We start from the raw sequence: 18,057 nt of genomic DNA, 5'->3' as shown, positions 1-18,057 counted from the left end.
AGGTGGTCCTCGTGCTGGCTCGGCTGCGCGACCTGCGGGTCAGCGGAAAGCTCGCCGTCGGGTTCGGTGTCGTCGGGGTGCTGCTGCTCCTCGTGGCGGGGGTCGCCCTGCAACGTCTGAGCAGCGCGCAGGACACGATGGACTACCTGGCCACGTCGGGGATCGCCTCGGTGGACCGCGCCGACGAGGTGCAGATCGCCTTCGGCGTCGTGCGGATGGACGTCGCGAACGCCGCCCTGACCCCCGACGCGGCGGGCACGGCGGCCGTGCTGGAGCAGCTGAAGACCGACAGCGCGGCGCTCGACGCGGCGTGGCAGGCCTACCTCGACACCGACCCCGCCGCGACCGACGCGGAGCAGGGGGCCTACACCGAGGCCATCGCCGGCTACCGCGACGCGGCGCAGGCGCTGGTCCCGCTGGCCCTGGCCAACGACCTCAGCGGCTTCGTCGCGCAGCGCACCGCCACCCTGGACCCGCAGAGCGTCGTGGTCACGACGGCCCTGGACCGGGTCAACGAGGCCGAGGCGGCGGACGCCGTCCGGATCGCCGCCGACGGCAGGGCCTCCTACCGGCACGCCGTGGCCCTCCTCGTCGGGTGCGTCCTGCTCGCCCTCGCCCTGTCCGTCGTCGTCGCGGTGCTGATCACCCGTTCCATCGCCCGCCCGCTGGGCCGGGCCGTGTCCGTCATGGAGGGTCTGGCCCAGGGTCGCCTGGACCAGCGGGTCGGCTACGCCGCCAAGGACGAGGTCGGTCGCCTGTCCGCCGCGGCGGACGCCTCGCTGGACTCGCTCTCGACCACGGTGAGCCGGATCAGCGCGAACGCCACGACCCTGGCGACCTCCAGCGAGGAGCTGACGGCGGTGGCGACGCAGCTGTCCGGTGGCGCGGAGGAGTCGGCGGCCCAGTCGCACGTCGTCTCGGCCGCGACCGAGCAGATCACCGCCTCGATCGGGACCGTCGCCGCCGCCGGGGAGGAGATGACGTCGGCCATCCGCGAGATCGCCTCGGCCACCGCCGACGCCTCCGCCACCGCCGCCACCGCCGTGGCCGCGGCCCAGGACGCCTCGCAGACGCTGGCCCGGCTCAGCACCTCCAGCCGCGAGATCGGCGACGTCGTCAAGCTCATCACCTCCATCGCCGAGCAGACCAACCTGCTGGCCCTGAACGCCACCATCGAGGCCGCCCGCGCCGGCGACGCCGGCAAGGGGTTCGCCGTCGTGGCCGGGGAGGTCAAGGAACTGGCCCAGCAGACCGCGCGGGCGACCGAGGAGATCGTCGCCAAGGTCGGTGCGACGCAGGCCGACGCGCAGGCCGCGACCGCGGCGATCGAGCAGATCGGGGAGGTCATCGTCCGGGTCGACGGCCTGCAGGCGACCATCGCCGCCGCGGTGGAGGAGCAGTCGGCGACGACCGCGGAGATGGTCCGCAACGTGACCGAGGTGTCGACCGGTTCGCAGGAGATCTCGGTGAACATCTCCGGCATCGCCGCGGCGGCGTCCCAGACCACCAGCAGCGCCGGGCACACCGCGACGACCGCCGACGAGGTCGCCCGCTCGGCCGCCGAGCTCAACGCCCTGGTGGAGACCTTCCGGCTCTGAGGGGACCGGGCCCCGGATCGCGTCGACCCCGACGCGGTCCGGGGCTCCGCCGTAGGGTCGAGGGGTGTTCCGCAACCTGGTCGACCACCCGTTCACCCTGGTCGTGGCGTTCCTCGTCGTCGCCGTCGTCGCCGTCGTGGTGGTCGTGCTCCTCGTGCGGCGCGGCCGGCGGCCCCCGCAGGACCGGGACCTCCGCGGCCCGGGGCGCTGAACGCTCAGGCGGCGAGCAGGGCGCCCGCGAGCGCGCGCAGCTCCCGGCCGCGGCTGTCCCAGTCGTGGCCCTGGGCCAGCTGCGTCATCCGCGCGGGGCGCGTGGGATCGTCCTGGTCCACGAGCTCGCGCACCTGGGCGACGAAGGCCGCGCGGTCGCGCACGAACACGGCACCGTCGAGGGGTGCGACCGCGGGCAGCGGGGTGCTGACGACGGGCAGCCCCGCGGCGAGGTACTCGTAGGTCTTCAACGGGGAGATCCCCCGGGTCAGGGGTGAGATCCGGTAGGGCACGAGACCCACGGACGCCGACGCCAGCTCCCGGGCGAGCGCGGCCGGCGCGAGCGGGCCGACGACCTGCGCCCCCGCCGCGGTGAGGCGGCGCCACAACGGGTCCGCCGGCTCCACGAGGGGGCCGACCAGGCGCAGCCGGTCCCCGAGGACGCGGGCGAGGTCCAGCAGCAGGTCGCCGTCGAGCTTGTGGGGGGCGAGGGTGCCGGCGAAGACCGCCGATGTTTCCCGTGGAACATCGCCGGCCGCGGCCGCGGCGCTGAACAGCGCGACGTCGCAGACGTTCGGCAGGCACCGCGTGGGGGTGAACCCCTGCAGGCGCAGGTGCTCCTCGACCGCCGGGCTCGTGGCGATCGCCAGGTCGGCGCGCAGTCCACGCTCGGCGGCCAGCAGGCGTCCGCGGTCGACGCCGGGGTTCTCGTGGAGCAGGTCGACGAGGTGGTAGACCGTGCGGTCGGCGACGTGCTCCAGCCCGTACGTGAACGGGGTGTACGTCCACAGCAGCCGCGGGCCGGGGTGCTGCGCCCAGCGGCGGACCTGCCGGTGCAGCAGCGCGCTGTTCACCCGGCGGGTGCGCGCCGTGTGGTGCGGGACGATCCGGGGGCTCACGACCTGCACCCCCGCGGGGACCGGGCGACCGGCGAGGGAGGGCCGTGCCCGCAGCCGTCGCAGCACGCGGGCGGCGTCGGCGGGACGCAGCGAGCGGGTCCCGGCGCCCTCGACGAACAGGACGGGACCGGCGGCCGCGAGCGCCGCCGTCACGTGGTGCTGGTTCGTGGCGACGGGGGCGTTCCAGTCGGCCGTGCCCAGCACGAGGACGAGCGGCTGCGCGTTCACCGTCCCGCCGCCCTGAGGACCTGCCCCACCGTGCGCAGCAGGATCTTCACGTCCAGCCACAGCGACCAGTTCTCGACGTAGAAGTTGTCGAAGCGGGCGCGCTCGGAGATCGAGGTGTCACCCCGCAGCCCGTGCACCTGCGCCCAGCCGGTGACCCCGACGGGCACGCGGTGCCGCCACAGGTAGTCGTCGTAGTCGAGGGTGAAGCGCTCGACGAAGTGCGGACGCTCGGGCCGCGGGCCCACGAGGGACATGTCGCCGCGCAGCACGTTCCACAGCTGCGGCAGCTCGTCGAGGGACAGCCGGCGCAACCAGCCGCCCACCGGCCCGGCGTCGTCGTGGGCGTTCCACCGCACGTCGGAGGCGGCGTCCGGGCGCATCGTCCGCAGCTTCAGCAGCGCGAAGGTCCGGCCGTCCAGCCCCACCCGTTCCTGGCGGAACAGCGGCCCGGGGCCGACCTCGCGGCGCACGAGGGCGGCGCACAGGACCAGGACGGGCAGCGCCACCACGAGGCCGAGAGCGGAGGCGACGACGTCCACGACGCGCTTGCACGGCCAGGTCGCGGCGCGGAACGCCGGCCGGCGCAGCTGCACGAGCGGCACCCCCCGCACGGACTGCAGCAAGCGGTGGGTGGTGGTGACCTGCCAGAACCGGGGCACGGCGAAGATCTCGACGGCGAGTCCCCGGCAGCCGCGCAGCACGTCGACGACGACCATCTCGGGGACGTTCGAGTAGGCGATGAGGACGACGTCGACCCGGTGCCGGACGACGAGGCGCTCGAGGTCGGCGATGCCGCCGAGCACCGGCAGGGGGCGTTCGACCGCGGGCAGCCGCGGGTCGTCGTCGATGAAGCCGATCGGCAGCAGCCCCTGCTCACGGGAGCGCAGGTGCTCGACGAGCTGGGCGCCCAGCCCACCGCACCCCACGACGAGAGTGCGCACGGCGACCCGGCCGGCGACCCGGTGGCGGATGCGCAGCGCGTACACGAGGGCCCGCGCCGACAGGACCAGGACCGTCTGCGCCAGCGCGGCCCACACCGTGCTCCGGTCCACGTCGCCGACGCCGAGAGCACCCTCGGCGATGGCGGCGACACCGAGGGAGGCGATGCTCGACCCCACCAGCAGCGGCAGGTCGTCGAGGACGCTGAGGTCCATCCGCGGCCGGTACAGACCGGCGACGGCGTTCACGACGAGAGCGGAGGTGGACACGAACACGACGGCGGGATCGCCGTGACCCAGCAGGAGGACGACGGCCAGGACGCACACCGCGTCGGTGGCGACCAGGAGGGCCGTCAGCGGCTGGCGCGGGCGTCCTGCCCGCCGCACCGCTCCCGCCGGGGTCGGACGGGTCGACGCAGGACCGGGCGAGCGCGGGCTCGTCCCCGGGTCGCTGGTCGTGGTCACGTGGGTCCTCCGGAGCGGGGCGCCCGCAGCACGCGCCACGGGCTCGACACCGTTCTTCGTCGTCCTCGCGGCGTGTCCGCTTGAGGTCGGCGGGACCGTCCCGACCGTTTCAACCCGTTCGGCGGTCCCCCGTCGCGTCGGGGTCACCGGGCAGGTCGAGCGCCCGGGTCAACTGCGGTGGACGGCGACCGATGGAGGTCCCGTGGACCTCGTCGACTACCTGCGCGCGCTGCGCAAGCACTGGGTCCTCGTGGTCCTGTCGGTCCTGCTGGGCGGCGGGGCGGGGTTCGGCACCTACGCCACCAGCGCGCCGGTCTACCGCGCCGACTGCCTGATGTTCGTCTCCATGTACGACACCGGCAACGCCGCTCTCCTCATGCAGGGCAGCATGTTCGCCCAGCAGCGCGTCCAGTCCTACACGAGCGTCCTCGAGAGCCCGAAGGTCCTCGAACCCGTCATCCGCGACCTGGGCCTGGACACCACACCGCGCGCCCTGGCCGAGCACGTGGGCTCCAACGCCCCCCTCGGGACCGTCCTCGTCGAGGTCACCGTCGACGAGTCCTCCCCGCAGCTGGCCGCCGACGTCGCGAACTCCGTCGCGAAGCACTTCGGGACGGCCGTCACCGAGCTCGAGCAGGCCACCCCCGAGACCGTGAGCCCCGTCCGCATCACCGTGCTGCGACCCGCGGAGGTCCGCAGCGACCCCATCGCCCCCGACCTGGCGAAGGCCCTGGCCCTGGGCCTGCTCGCCGGAGCGGTCCTGGGGACCGGGCTCGCCGTCCTGCGCGAGGTCCTGGACACGACGGTGAAGACGCTGACGACGATCTCCGACCTCGGCGCCCCCGCCCTGGGGTCCGTGCCCTCGGGCGCCGGCGGCGAGCGCCCCGAACTCGTCGTCGAGGGCTCGCGCTCCCCCCAGTCGGAGGCGTTGCGCCAGATCCGCGCGAACCTGCAGTTCGCCGACGTGGACCACCCCCCGCGCCTGGTCGTCGTCACCTCCGCGCTGCCCGGGGAGGGCAAGAGCACGACGGCCGTGAACCTGGCGCTGACCTCGGCGACGGCCGGGCTGCGGACCATCCTCGTCGAGGGGGACCTGCGGTTGCCGCGGGTGGCGGACTACCTCGGCGTGGAGGACAGCGCCGGGCTGACGACCGTCCTGGCCGGCCGGGCCGACCTCGACGACGTCCTGCAGCCCTACGGCGACACCGGGTTGTCCGTCCTGGCCGCCGGCCCGATCCCGCTGAACCCCGCCGCCCTGCTGGGTTCGCGGCACATGAGCGAACTGCTGCAGCGCCTGCGCGACCGCGCCGACCTCGTCGTCGTCGACAGCCCGCCGCTGCTGCCGGTCGCCGACGCGGCCGTCCTGGCCCGGCAGGCCGACGGCGCCGTCGTCGTCGTCAAGCACGCCAAGACGACGCGTGAGCACCTCGCCCGCGGTCTCGAGCGGCTGCGAGCCGTCGACGCCACCGTCCTGGGCGGGGTCCTGACGATGGTGCCGACGAAGACGTCGGAGTACAGCTGCGCCTACGAGTACGGCTACGGCTACCAGCCGGCGACGCCCGACGACGCCGAGCACGTCCTGCTGGAGCGTTGAGCCCGGCCCGGTGCGGGTTCACACGACCGCGACGACCGCGGCCAGCGCCTCGTCCAGACGCCGCGCCGCCTTCACCTGCACCGCCGGTTCGGCCCGGTGGACGTCGTCGACGTCGTCGCCGGCCGGGTCCCTGGGCGCCGTCGGTCCCCGCCAGGCCGGGGCGGCACCGACGAGCGCCTTCCACCCGGTGGCCGGCGAGGCGCTCGCGGGCAACCGCCCCTGCGCCCCGAGCATCCGGGCGATGCGCGCCAGCTCCAGCACGGTGAACACGCGCCGCTGCGCCGGGGGGACGAGCGCGATGACGGCGCCGCGCTGCTCGCGCGTCATCGTCAGGACGAGGTCGGCGGCCCTGACGAGCCCGGCGTCGAGCTGACGCGCCGGGTCCCCACCGGTGAGGTCCGGCCGGCCGAGGGTGCGCAGGACCGTCGCGACGTCGCGGTCCACCGGGACCCCCGCGAGGGCCGCCGTGCCGGCGCTGGCGACGCGGATGGTCGCGGCGCGCTCCCCGAAGCGTTCGAGGAGGTGGTGGCGCAGCAGGGAGGCCGCCATCGGGGACCGGCTGACGTTGGCCGTGCAGACGAGGAGGACCTCGAACCTGGCCCTCACCCCGGTCTCCTCACGGGGCCATCTTGAGCATCTGCCGCCGTTCCCGCAGCGCTGCGAGCAGCGCCCCGGTCTCGACCTGGGCGGTGCCGTCGAGGATGCACTGCTTGGCGGCCAGGACGGCCGCGGCCGAGACCTGCTCGTGGCTGAGGCCGCTGGCCGTCGAGGCGACCCGCGGCCACTCGACCGAGGACAGGTCGAACCCCCGGAGCCTGCGCAGCACGACCTCCTGGACGACCCCCGAGCTGGGCAGCGGGTACTCGACGACGGTGTCGAAGTGCCGCAGGAGAGGACGGTCCAGCAGCTGCGGGCGGTCGGTGGTCACGACGAGGACCCCGGCGGAGGCGTCGGTGTCGAGGTGGCCGGTGAAGGTGCGCAGCACGTCCCGCAGCCTGGTGCGGCTGCGTTCGCCGCCGTCGGGGTCGATGAGCGCGTCGACGCCGTCGAACAGGCACACCGCCCGGCTCTGGGCCAGCAGGTCGAAGACGAGCGACAGCTTGGCGCCCGCTTCGGCGGCGGGCAGGTCGGCGAAGGTCTCCAGGTGGACCGTGAAGACGGGCACGGCCAGCTCGGCGGCCAGCACCTCGGCCGTCATGGACTTCCCGGTGCCCGGCGGGCCCGTCAGCAGCACGGTGCGCAGCGGCTCGAACCCGCGGGCGCGCAGGGCGTCGGCGTGCCGCTGCTCGGTGAGCACCCGGTGCAACCGGGCCATGACGTCGCTGCCGAGGGCGAGGTCGCCGAGGGTGGCCCGGGGCAGGGCGACGGTGAGGACCTGCGCCAGCTCCCCGCGGGGCTGGACGACGGTGGTGGGGGCCGGCGGCGGCGGGGTCTGGGGGCGGGCGGCGGACCGCCGGGTGCCGAGCAGGCCGCGCAGCTCCTCGACCTCGCGCGCGCGATCGCCCTTGCGCCCGGCGGTGTCCAGGACGTCCGTCACCGCGGTCCGGAACCTGGTCTCGTCGCCCGCGCAGTGGCTCTCCACGAGCTCCCGCACCTGCGCGGCCGTGGCCAGCAGCCGTCCCTCCACCCTGCGATCTTACCGTGGGTAGTTCAGCGGTCACCGACGCTCGGGGCAGGCGCGACGGGCCCGGGGACGACGGAACCCCCGCGGACGTCACGTCCACGGGGGTTCGGAGGTGGGCCTAGGAGGACTTGAACCTCCGACCTCTTCCTTATCAGGGAAGCGCTCTAACCGACTGAGCTATAGGCCCGCTCGCTGCACGCAGCGGGGACAACCTTACCGGACCCGCGCGGGTGCTCCGAACCCGCGCGAGGTCAGTCGTCCGAGAGCGTGACGTGCAGACCGCCGACGAGGGCGGCGGACACGTTGTACAGGAAGGCGACGATCGTCGACAGCGCCGTCAGCAGCACGACGTCCACCACGGCAATGACCGTCGCGAGCGAGAGCACCTTGCTGAAGCCGACGTAGTCGAGCAGGTCGAAGTCGACCTCGTTGCCCACGACGTCCGTCAGCAGCCCGTTGAGGTCGGTGAAGACGCCCATGCCGCTCAGGACGCTCCAGATGACCGCCGTCGCCACCACGAGGGCGATCCCGACGGCCACCGAGAGCAGGAACGACAGCTTGGTGATCGACCACGGGTCGACCCGGGCCAGGGACAGCCGCACCCGCCGGGGAACGGCGTCCACCCCGTTGCGGGAACGGGGCCCGGTCTGCTGCCCGGAAGCTGGGCCGGACGCCGCCGGCCGGGCCGGGTCGGCCGCGGGGCGCCCGGTCTGACCGGTCGCCGGGGCCTTGCCCTGCGTGCCAGCCGCTGCCGACGAAGCTGTCGCGCGTTCGGCGGGGGTCACTCGTCACCTCCGGTGTCGGGCTCACTCGGCGGAGCCTCGGACGACGGTACGCCATCGGCCGCCCCCGCCACAGGGTCGTCGCCCCGATCCTCCACAGGTGCTCCACCGATGGACGCCTCGTCGGCACCGTCGGCGGCCGCCTGGTCGTCGCCCCCGCCCGCGGTGTCGAGCAGCGGGTCGTCGGTGGGATCCGTCGCGGCCTCCGTCGTGGCCGCGGAGACCTCCTCGGCCTCCACCTCCTCGTCGATGACGCGCTCGGCGTTGCGGGCCACGGCGAGGATCCGGTCACCGGTCTCGGGGCGGGCGAACGTGACCCCCATGGTGTCGCGGCCCTTGTCCGGCACCTCGTCGACGCGGGAGCGCACGACGCGACCGCCCTGCATGACGACGAGCACCTCGTCCTCCGCGGAGACCGTCAGCGCCCCCACGAGGTCACCGCGCTCCTCGGTCAGCTTCGCCACCTTGATGCCGAGCCCACCGCGACCCTGCCGGCGGTACTGGTCGATCCTGGTGCGCTTGGCGTACCCGAGCTCGGTGACGACGAAGACGAACAGGTCGTCGCGGGCGACGGCCATCGCGAGCAGTTCGTCGTCGCCGCGGAACTTCATGCCCGTGACCCCCGAGGTCGCCCGGCCCATGGGGCGCAGGTTCTCGTCGGTCGCCTCGAAGCGGACGCTCATGCCCTTGCGGGAGACGAGGAACAGGTCCTCCCCCTCCCCGACGAGCGTGGCGCCGAACAACTCGTCGTCGACCTCCTCGTCACCGTCCGGACCCGGGTGGGAGCGGAGGTTGATGGCGATGAGACCGCCGGAGCGGTTCGAGTCGTACTCGGACAACCGGGTCTTCTTGACGATGCCCCCGCGGGTGGCGAGCACGAGGTACGGCGCCTGCTCGTAGTCCTCGATGTCGAGGACGGCGACGATCCGCTCCCCCGGCTGGAACGCCAGGAGGTTCGCCACGTGCTGCCCGCGACCGTCCCGGCCGCCCTCGGGCAGCTCGTACCCCTTGGCGCGGTAGACCCGGCCCAGGTTCGTGAAGAACAGCAACCAGTGGTGGGTCGTCGTGGTGAAGAAGTGCTCCACGACGTCGTCCTCGCGCAGCTTGGCCCCCCGCACCCCGCGGCCCCCGCGGCGCTGGGCCCGGTACAGGTCGGTCCGGGTGCGCTTGGCGTACCCGCCGCGGGTGACGGTGACGACGACGTCCTCGACGGGGATGAGGTCCTCGGCCGTCATGTCGCCCTCGAAGGGCAGGACCTGCGTCTTGCGCTCGTCGCCGTACCGTTCGACGATCTCGGCCAGCTCGTCGCCGACGATCTGCCGCTGCCGCTCGGGGCGGGCGAGGATGTCGTGGTAGTCCTCGATGAGCCGCATCAGCTCGTCGTACTCGTCGGTGATCCGCTGCCGCTCCAGGGCGGCCAGGCGGCGCAGCTGCATCTCGAGGATGGCGCGGGCCTGGATCTCGTCGATGTCGAGCAGTTCCATCAGCCCGTCGCGGGCGATCTCGACCGTGGCGCTGGCCCGGATGAGGGCGATCACCTCGTCCATGGCGTCGAGCGCCTTGAGCAGCGCGCGCAGGATGTGCGCACGCTCCTCGGCCTTGCGCAGCCGGAACCGCGTGCGGCGGACGATGACGTCCAACTGGTGCGTGATCCAGTGCTTGAGGAACGCGTGGATCGGCAGCGTGCGCGGCACCCCGTCGACGAGCGCCAGCATGTTCGCGCCGAAGTTCTGCTGCAGCTGGGTGTGCTTGTAGAGGTTGTTCAGCACGACCTTCGCCACGGCGTCGCGGCGCAGGATGATGACGAGCCGCTGACCGGTGCGCCCCGACGTGTGGTCCTGGACGTCGGCGATGCCGGTGAGCCGGCCGTCGCGCACGAGGTTCGCGATGTTCTCGGCCAGGTTGTCCGGGTTGACCTGGTACGGCAGCTCGCTGACGACCAGGCAGGTGCGGCCCGAGATCTCCTCGACCGTCACGACCGCGCGCATCGTGATCGACCCGCGACCGGTGCGGTAGGCGTCGGCGATGCCCCGCTGGCCCAGGATCTGCGCACCCGTCGGGAAGTCGGGCCCCTTGATGCGCTGCAGCATCGCCGCGAGCTGCTCGTCGTCGGAGGCGTCCGGGTTGTCCAGCAACCACTTCGCCCCCGCCGCGACCTCGCGCAGGTTGTGCGGCGGGATGTTCGTCGCCATGCCGACGGCGATGCCGGCCGAACCGTTGACCAGCAGGTTCGGGAACCGGCTCGGCAGGACGTCGGGCTCGTTCGTGTGACCGTCGTAGTTCGGGGAGAAGTCGACGGTCTCCTCGTCGATGTCCCGGACCATCTCCATGGCCAGCGGTGCCATGCGGCACTCGGTGTACCGCGGCGCCGCGGCCGGGTCGTTGCCCGGCGAACCGAAGTTCCCCTGGCCGTCGACGAGCGGGTAGCGCAGCGACCAGTCCTGGGCGAGGCGGACGAGGGCGTCGTAGATCGAGGTGTCGCCGTGCGGGTGGTAGTGCCCCATGACGTCGCCGACGACGCGGGCGCACTTGGAGTACCCCCGGTCGGGGCGGTACCCGCCGTCGTACATCGCGTACAGCACCCTGCGGTGCACCGGCTTCAGGCCGTCCCGCACGTCCGGCAGCGCGCGCGACACGATGACGCTCATCGCGTAGTCGAGGTACGAGCGCTGCATCTCGGCCTGCAGGTCGACCTGCTCGATGCGGTCGCCGGTGGGGGGTTCGGTGGTGCTCTCGCTCACGGGGTGGTGCCTCTCAGCTCACGGTTCTCGGCGGGTGTTCCACGGGGAACAGCGGTCACACGTCGAGGAACCTCACGTCGCGGGCGTTGCGCTGGATGAAGGTGCGGCGGGAGTCCACGTCCTCCCCCATGAGCACCGAGAAGACGGCGTCGGCCGCCGCGGCGTCCTCCAGGGTCACCTGGAGCAGCGTGCGGTGGGTGCGGTCCATCGTGGTCTCGGACAGCTCGTCCCAGTTCATCTCCCCCAGCCCCTTGTAGCGCTGGGTCTTCCCCTCCTTGGGGAGCTTCTTGCCGGCCGCGAGGCCGGCCTCGATGAGGGCGTCGCGCTCGCGGTCGGAGAAGGCGAACTCGTGGTTCTCCATGCCGCCCAGCCACTTGATGCGGTACAGGGGCGGCTGGGCGAGGTAGACGTGACCGCCTTCGACGAGGGGGCTCATGTAGCGGAACAGCAGCGTCAGCAGCAACGTGCGGATGTGCTGACCGTCGACGTCGGCGTCGGCCATGATGATGATCTTGTGGTACCGCAGCTTCTCGGGGTTGAAGTCCTCCCCGATGCCGGTGCCGAAGGCCGTGATGAGGGCCTGGACCTCCTGGTTGCCCAGGGCGCGGTCCAGCCGGGCCTTCTCGACGTTGAGGATCTTGCCGCGGATCGGCAGGATCGCCTGGGTGCGCGGGTCGCGACCGCGGGTGGCCGAACCGCCCGCCGAGTCGCCCTCGACGATGAAGACCTCGCACTCGGCCGGGTTGTTGGACTGGCAGTCCTTCAGCTTGCCGGGCAGGGAGTTGCGCTCCAGCAGCGACTTGCGGCTGGCCTCGCGCGCCTTGCGGGCGGCCTGCCGGGCGATCGAGGCCGACTGAGCCTTCTTCGCGATCGTCCAGGCCTCCTTGGGGTTGGCCTGGAACCAGTGCCCGAGGTGCTCGCGCACCTGCGCCTGCACGAAGGTGCGGGCCAGGGTGTTGCCCAGCTTGGTCTTCGTCTGCCCCTCGAACTGCGGCTCGGACAGCTTCACCGAGATGACGGCCGTCAGACCCTCGCGGATGTCGGAGCCGTCGAGGGACTCGTTCTCCTTGAGGATGGCCGGCTTGGCGGTGCGGGCGTAGTCGATGACGAGGTTCGTCAGCGCCGTGCGGAACCCCGCCTCGTGCGTGCCGCCCTCGGAGGTGTTGATGTTGTTGGCGTAGGTGAAGACGGCCTCGGAGTACGCCGTCGTCCACTGCATCGCGATCTCGACGGCGATGCCCTTGTCCTTGTCCTCCGCCTCCAGCGAGATCACCGTCTCGTGCAGCGGGTCGTTCTTCTTCAGCGCGTTGAGGTGCTTGACGTAGTCGATGAGCCCGTCGTCGTAGCGGTAGCCCGCCGACCGCGCCGGGGCGTCGTCCTCGCTCTCGGCCGTCTCGTCCTCGGGGTGGGCGCGCTCGTCCGTGAGGTTCAGCGTGAGGCCCTTGTTGAGGAAGGCCCGCTGCTGGAAGTTCGTCCGCAGCGTGTCGTAGGAGTAGTCGGTCGTCTCGAAGATCTCGTCGTTGGCCCAGAACGTGATGGTCGTCCCGGTGGCGTCGGTCTCCTCGCCCTTCTCCAGCGGCGCGAGCGGCACGCCGTTCTCGTAGGACTGCCGCCACGCGAAGCCCTGCCGCCGGACCTCGACGTCGAGCCGGGTGGACAGCGCGTTGACGACCGAGCTGCCGACCCCGTGCAGACCGCCGGAGACGGCGTACCCGCCGCCGCCGAACTTGCCGCCGGCGTGCAGGACGGTGAGGACGACCTCGACGGCCGGCCGGCCCTCGCCGGGCATGACGTCGACGGGGATGCCGCGGCCGTTGTCGACGACGCGCACGCCGCCGTCGGCCAGCAGCGTGACGTCGACGGTGTCGCAGTACCCGGCCAGCGCCTCGTCGACGGAGTTGTCGACGATCTCGTAGACCAGGTGGTGCAGGCCGCGCTCACCGGTGGACCCGATGTACATGCCGGGCCGCTTGCGGACGGCCTCCAGACCCTCCAGGACGGTGATCGCGTCCGCGCCGTACTCGGGGTTCGGGACCCCGTCGGGGGTGACCGCGTCGGCCAGGGAGGGTGCGTCCTCGGGGTTCACGTCCTGCGGGTTCGCGTCCTCGGGACCGGGCGTCTCTTGGTCTGGCACGAGAGCGTGCTCTCCCTCCGCGTCGAGGCGGCCGAGCGCGGGCGTGGCGAGCCGGCGGCCCGTGCGATCCAGGGGCCCGCGTGACCACCAGGTTCGTGGACAGTCTACCCCGTCCGAGGCCCTCCCCGTCGCTGCACGCGGCTCTGCGCGTCCCTGAGCGTCGTGACCCCCTCCGACGTGGGGGACCACGCACCGGGGGGTCGGGCGGTCCTGAGCCGTCTCCCGGCTCGACCCGTCCCCGGGGCCGGCGTCAGCCGTAGGTGTCGCGCGGGCCCCGGCCCCCGGGGGCCGAACGGCCCCCCTTGCGCCACGACGGGCCCTGCGGCCCGCGCACGACGACCTTGGTCACGACCCCGTGGCCGAGCTCCTCGTCGAGCCGGCGCACGAGGTGGCTCGTCAGGAGCCGGACCTGGGTGGCCCAGGCCGTCGACTCCGCCCGCACCACCAGGGTGCCGTCCTTGAGCGTCTCGGGGGTGCAGTGCCCGGCGAGCTCGGGCCCCACGACGGCGTCCCAGCGGCCGAACGCGCCGCCGACGGCGACGGGCTGCTCCCAGCCGCGCTCGCCCACGAGCCGGCCCAGCGTGGAGTCCAGGCTCTGCGGGTCGCGGGCGTCGGGCCAGGCCCCGGAGCGGGCGGAGGCGCCGGAGCGGCGGAACGCCTCCGCGCGCCGGGCCTCGGCCCCGGACGGCCGCGCCCCTCCCGCCGGCGCCCGCCCCGGCCGCAACCCCTTGGCGGCCGCGGCCGCCCGGGCCCGGCCCAGCGCCGTGCGCGCGAGGTCGGCGCCCGTGGTGTCGGGCTCGCCCGGCTCCTCCGGCGCCCCGGGCGTGGCGTCCTCGGGGTCGACCGGGGCGGGGCCGTGCTCAGGAGGGTCGGTCACCGTCGTCCTCCCGCACCGCGACGCCGGTGCTGACGTGGACGCGGTCGGCCCGGTCCCCGCGCAGCGCGGCGGGGACGTCCTCGGGGACCGCGGCCGTCACGAGCACCTGCTCGGCGTCGGCGACGACCTCGGACAAGCGTTCGCGCCGGCCCGCGTCCAGCTCGGCGAACACGTCGTCGAGCACGAGGACGGGACCGCCCGGGTCCTCGTGCGCGTCGTCCTCCAGCAGCAGCCGGTAGCTGGCCAGCCGCAGCCCGAGGGCCACCGACCAGCTCTCCCCGTGGCTGGCGTACCCCTTGGCGGGCATGCCGGCCAGGGTCAGCACGAGGTCGTCGCGGTGCGGGCCGACGAGGCACACCCCGCGGTCGAGCTCGGCCTTGCGCTGCTCGACCGTCGCGGCGAGCAGCGCCTCGCGCAGCTCCGCCGGGGTCGGGACCGCGCCGCCGGGGGTCGTCGCGACGCCCTCGGCCAGCAGGGGCAGGGAGGACCGGTACCCCAGCTCCAGGTCGCCCTGCCCCCGGCTCACGGACCGGTAGGCCTCGGCGGCCGGCTCGCGCAGGTCGCCCAGCAGCGCGAGCCGGGCCGACAGGAGCTCGGCGCCGGACGCCGCCAGGTGCTCGTCCCACACGTCGAGGGTGTGCGGGTCGGTCCGCCCCGAGCGCAGCGCCGCCCCGGCCGACTTCAGCAGGGCGCCGCGCTGGCGCACGACCCGGTCGTAGTCCGCCCGCACCCCGGCCAGGCGCGGCCAGCGCGTGACGAGCAGCTCGTCGAGGTAGCGCCGCCGCTCGGTGGGGTCGCCCTTGACGAGCGCGAGGTCCTCCGGGGCGAACAGCACGGTCCGCAGGACGCCGAGGACGTCCCGGCTCCGGCGGACCGGGTTGCGGTTGAGCCGCGCCCGGTTCGCCTTGCCCGGGGTGATCTCCAGCTCCACGAGGGCTCGCCGGCCGCCGCGGACCAGCCCGGCCCGCACCACCGCCCGGGAGGCCCCCTGGCGGACCAGCGGGGCGTCCCCGGAGACGCGGTGGCTGCCGAGGGTGGCCACGTAGCCGATCGCCTCGACGAGGTTGGTCTTGCCCTGCCCGTTGAGGCCGACGAAGGTCGTCGTCCCCGGCCGCAGGTCGAGCTCGAGGTTCGCGTACGACCGGTAGTCGACCAGCGAGAGGTGCGCGACGTGCACGCGGCCCCGCCCCTCCCGTCAGTCCTTGGTGGACCCGGAACCCGAGGTCGGACCGGCCGACGTCACCGCGTGGCCGCCGAACTGGTTGCGCAGCGCGGCGACGGCCTTGATCGAGGGCGAGTCCTCCTGGCGGGAGGAGAAGCGCGCGAACAGCGCCGCGGCGAGCACGGGCATCGGGACGGCGTTCTCGATGGCCTGCTCCAGGGTCCAGCGGCCCTCGCCGGAGTCCTGGGCGTAGCCGCGGATGTTGTCGAGCTTGGGGTCCTCCTCCAGGGCGCGGACCATGAGGTCCAGCAGCCAGGAGCGCACGACGGTGCCGCGGGTCCACGCCTTGAAGACGGCGGGGACGTCGGTGATGATGCCCTTCGCCTCGAGGAGCTCGTACCCCTCGGCGTAGGCGTGCATGAGGCCGTACTCGACGCCGTTGTGGACCATCTTCGAGTAGTGGCCGGCACCGACCCCGCCGGCGTGGACGAAGCCCTCCTCGCGCGGGCCCTCCGGGCGCAGCGCGTCGAACACGGGCAGCGCGAGGTCCACGTGGCCCTTGGCCCCGCCCACCATGAGGCCGTAACCGTTCTCCCGGCCCCACACCCCGCCGGAGACGCCGCAGTCGAGGTAGCCGGTGCCGCGCTCGGCCAGGAGCTTGGCGTTCACCTCGTCGTCGGTCCACTTGGAGTTGCCGCCGTCGATGACCAGGTCGCCGTCCTTCAGGAGCGGGGCGAGGTTCGCGACGGTGTCCCGGGTGATCCTGCCCGAGGGCACCATCACCCAGACGACCTTGGGCGAGGGCAGCGCCTCGACGAGGGCCGTGAGGCTGGGGACGTCGGTGACGTCGGGGTTCGGGTCGTACCCGGTCACCTCGATGCCCTTGTCGCGCAGCCGGGCGCGCATGTTGCCGCCCATCTTGCCGAGACCGACGAGACCGATGTGCATGACCAGACGCTTCCCTTCTCGCGCCCGGCTGCTCTCGAGCCGGGCTGTGTGACCGCCGGGCTCAGCCGGCGAGGCGGACCGGCATCAGCAGGTACCGGTAGCTGTCGTCGTCGTCCCCGTCGGGTTCGGCCTGGCCGGTCAGGACCGCCGGACGCGTCGCCTGGGTGAACGAGAGCCGGGCGAACGGTGCGCCCAGCGCACCGAGACCGTCCAGCAGGAACTGCGGGTTGAAGGCGATGGCGATGGACTCGCCGACGAGGGTGGCCTCCAGGGCCTCCGTCGCCTGCGCGTCCTCGCCCTGTCCCGCCTCCAAGGACAGCACGCCGTCCTCGAAGCGCAACCGCACGGGCGTGTTGCGCTCGGCGACGAGGGCCACGCGCTTGACGGCCTCCGTCAGGGCGGCGGTGGAGACCACGGCGTGCGTGGGCGACTCCGCCGGGAACAGGGCCCGGACCTTGGGGTACTCGCCGTCGACGAGCAGCGAGGTCGAGTACCGGCCGCCGGCCTGGAAGCCGATGAGGTCGCTGGCGCCGTCGGCCAGGGCGAGCGTGAGGTCCGCGGAGGAGCCGAGCGAGCGAGCGACGTCGGACAGCGTGCGGGCGCGGACGAGCGCCACGGCGGACAGGTCCGGCGTGCTGGGGCGCCAGCGCAGCTCGCGGACGGCCAGGCGGTACCGGTCCGTCGCCAGGAGCGTCAGGCGGTCGCCCTCGATCTCCATGCGGACGCCGGTGAGGATCGGCAGCGTCTCGTCGCGGCTGGCGGCGATGGTGACCTGGGCGACGGCCTCGGTGAAGTCGCCCCCGGGCACCACGCCGGAGGAGTCCGGCAGCTGCGGCAGCGCGGGGTACTCCTCGACCGACATCGTCAGCAGCGTGAAGCGGCTCGCCCCGCACGTGACGACGACCTTGGAGCCCTCGGTGGTCAGCGTCACGGGACGCGCCGGGAGGCTGCGGGAGATGTCGGCCAGCAGACGGCCCGAGACCAGGACCCGACCGCTCGTCCGGACGTCCGCCGGCAGCTCGGCTCGTGCGGAGACCTCGTAGTCGAAGGTGGAGAGCTTCAGGGTGCCCTCGTCGGTGGCCTCCAGGAGCACACCGGCCAGCACGGGCACCGGGGGGCGCGAGGGCAGAGCCCGGGCCGCCCACGCGACGGCGTCGGCCAGCACGTCGCGCTCGACCTGCAACTCCACCAGGCACCGCCTTCCAGTCGTCCTGCGCGGTTGCGCACCGCTCCGTCCCGCGCCGGCGGCCCTGACGGGCGGACGCGACGCCTCCCGACAGTAGTGGAGAGGCCGGGAACGCGTGCACCCGCCTCCACGGCGGATCGAGGCCCGGGTCCGGCGGTGCTCACGGGGAGTGAGGAGACATCAGACCACTCCGCCCGAGGTGTTCGAACGGCTCCGGACCATCGTGTGGTGCGAGTCGGTCGTCCGGTGTCCCTCCTCATCCTCAGGGCCTCCGACCCCCGTCGTCCAGGCGCCTTCCCCACCACCAGTCCACACCAGACGTGGGTTGGCGGACTTCACCATGGAGGGATCAGTCGTCGTAGTCACCCTTGTGGAGGCTGTGGACGACGGGGTGTCGTCGCAGGTCAGAGCCCGATTCAGCCTGCTGAGGGCGTGTGGACGGGTTGAGGACCGGGCGGCGTCGTCGTCCACAGGCCGGTGGGTGGCGCCGCCGTCGTCCACCGTCGCCCCCAGGCGGTCCCCACGGCGTCCACGGCTCGTCCACCGGGTGGTCCACCGTTCGCGGCGTCGTCGTCCACACCTCTGTCCCCAGCGTGTGGACAACTGTGGACAGGCGTGTCTGCGGCCGCCGGAGGGCTGCGGGAGGAACGGGGGCAGGACGACGAGAGCCC

14 protein-coding genes and 1 tRNA gene are annotated in these 18,057 nt (G+C 73.5%); 3 read left to right on the top strand and 12 right to left on the bottom strand.

The genetic code is table 11. The features are described 5' to 3' along the window. Positions 1–11 precede the first annotated feature (11 nt). Positions 12–1,598, top strand: coding sequence for a methyl-accepting chemotaxis protein (locus AB2L28_RS13945; RefSeq protein ID WP_370719582.1), 1,587 nt, complete (start codon positions 12–14; stop codon positions 1,596–1,598). A gap of 64 nt (positions 1,599–1,662) precedes the next feature. Beyond that, positions 1,663–1,809: a hypothetical protein gene (locus tag AB2L28_RS13940; RefSeq protein WP_370719581.1), complete on the top strand. Its 147-nt coding sequence runs from the start codon at positions 1,663–1,665 to the stop codon at positions 1,807–1,809. Between the two features lie 4 nt (positions 1,810–1,813). Here the strand turns inward: AB2L28_RS13940 and AB2L28_RS13935 are convergent, their stop codons facing one another. Then, positions 1,814–2,935, bottom strand: coding sequence for a glycosyltransferase (locus AB2L28_RS13935; protein WP_370719580.1), 1,122 nt, complete (start codon positions 2,933–2,935; stop codon positions 1,814–1,816). Beyond that, on the bottom strand, positions 2,932–4,338 hold the full coding sequence (locus AB2L28_RS13930) for a sugar transferase (protein WP_370719579.1): 1,407 nt from the start codon (positions 4,336–4,338) through the stop codon (positions 2,932–2,934). The genes AB2L28_RS13935 and AB2L28_RS13930 overlap by 4 nt, the downstream gene beginning before the upstream one ends. A gap of 202 nt (positions 4,339–4,540) precedes the next feature. Between AB2L28_RS13930 and AB2L28_RS13925 the strand changes: the two genes are divergently transcribed. Next, the gene (locus AB2L28_RS13925) at positions 4,541–5,932 is read left to right on the top strand and encodes a tyrosine-protein kinase domain-containing protein (protein ID WP_370719578.1); all 1,392 of its coding nucleotides are present in this window, start codon (positions 4,541–4,543) and stop codon (positions 5,930–5,932) included. A gap of 18 nt (positions 5,933–5,950) precedes the next feature. Here AB2L28_RS13925 and AB2L28_RS13920 read toward each other — a convergent pair whose 3' ends face one another. The 10 genes from AB2L28_RS13920 to dnaN form a co-directional block, all read right to left on the bottom strand. After that, on the bottom strand, positions 5,951–6,538 hold the full coding sequence (locus tag AB2L28_RS13920) for an arsenate reductase/protein-tyrosine-phosphatase family protein (RefSeq protein WP_370719577.1): 588 nt from the start codon (positions 6,536–6,538) through the stop codon (positions 5,951–5,953). 10 nt (positions 6,539–6,548) lie between these two features. Then, positions 6,549–7,559, bottom strand: coding sequence for an AAA family ATPase (locus tag AB2L28_RS13915; protein ID WP_370719576.1), 1,011 nt, complete (start codon positions 7,557–7,559; stop codon positions 6,549–6,551). 110 nt (positions 7,560–7,669) lie between these two features. Beyond that, positions 7,670–7,743 (bottom strand) — tRNA-Ile (locus AB2L28_RS13910). A gap of 64 nt (positions 7,744–7,807) precedes the next feature. Then, positions 7,808–8,179, bottom strand: a complete 372-nt coding sequence (locus tag AB2L28_RS13905) for a DUF3566 domain-containing protein (RefSeq protein ID WP_370719575.1) — start codon at positions 8,177–8,179, stop codon at positions 7,808–7,810. A 158-nt stretch (positions 8,180–8,337) separates the two neighbouring features. Beyond that, complete coding sequence (gene gyrA, locus AB2L28_RS13900; RefSeq protein ID WP_370719574.1) at positions 8,338–11,079, bottom strand: DNA gyrase subunit A; 2,742 nt, start codon at positions 11,077–11,079, stop codon at positions 8,338–8,340. Between the two features lie 55 nt (positions 11,080–11,134). Further along, positions 11,135–13,213 (bottom strand): DNA topoisomerase (ATP-hydrolyzing) subunit B, encoded by a 2,079-nt coding sequence (gene gyrB / locus AB2L28_RS13895; RefSeq protein WP_370719573.1) that lies wholly within the window; start codon positions 13,211–13,213, stop codon positions 11,135–11,137. Positions 13,214–13,463: 250 nt separating this feature from the next. Next, the gene (locus AB2L28_RS13890) at positions 13,464–14,090 is read right to left on the bottom strand and encodes a DciA family protein (RefSeq protein ID WP_370719572.1); all 627 of its coding nucleotides are present in this window, start codon (positions 14,088–14,090) and stop codon (positions 13,464–13,466) included. Further along, complete coding sequence (gene recF / locus AB2L28_RS13885) at positions 14,074–15,267, bottom strand: DNA replication/repair protein RecF (RefSeq protein WP_370719571.1); 1,194 nt, start codon at positions 15,265–15,267, stop codon at positions 14,074–14,076. Before recF ends, AB2L28_RS13890 begins: the two co-directional genes overlap by 17 nt. A gap of 18 nt (positions 15,268–15,285) precedes the next feature. Further along, the gene (gene gnd, locus AB2L28_RS13880) at positions 15,286–16,200 is read right to left on the bottom strand and encodes a phosphogluconate dehydrogenase (NAD(+)-dependent, decarboxylating) (protein WP_370719570.1); all 915 of its coding nucleotides are present in this window, start codon (positions 16,198–16,200) and stop codon (positions 15,286–15,288) included. Between the two features lie 61 nt (positions 16,201–16,261). Further along, positions 16,262–17,389: a DNA polymerase III subunit beta gene (gene dnaN / locus AB2L28_RS13875; RefSeq protein ID WP_370719569.1), complete on the bottom strand. Its 1,128-nt coding sequence runs from the start codon at positions 17,387–17,389 to the stop codon at positions 16,262–16,264. Between the last annotated feature and the right edge of the window lie 668 nt (positions 17,390–18,057).

The sequence above is a fragment of the Kineococcus mangrovi genome (assembly GCF_041320705.1).
GTDB classification, from domain to species: domain Bacteria; phylum Actinomycetota; class Actinomycetes; order Actinomycetales; family Kineococcaceae; genus Kineococcus; species Kineococcus mangrovi.
This window is presented reverse-complemented; position numbering and strand designations above follow the sequence as displayed.

Coding starts and splice junctions, on each gene's coding strand:
- gnd (WP_370719570.1), bottom strand. CDS start 16,200: ATGCACATCGGTCTCGTCGGTCTCGGCAAGATGGGCGGCAACATGCGC.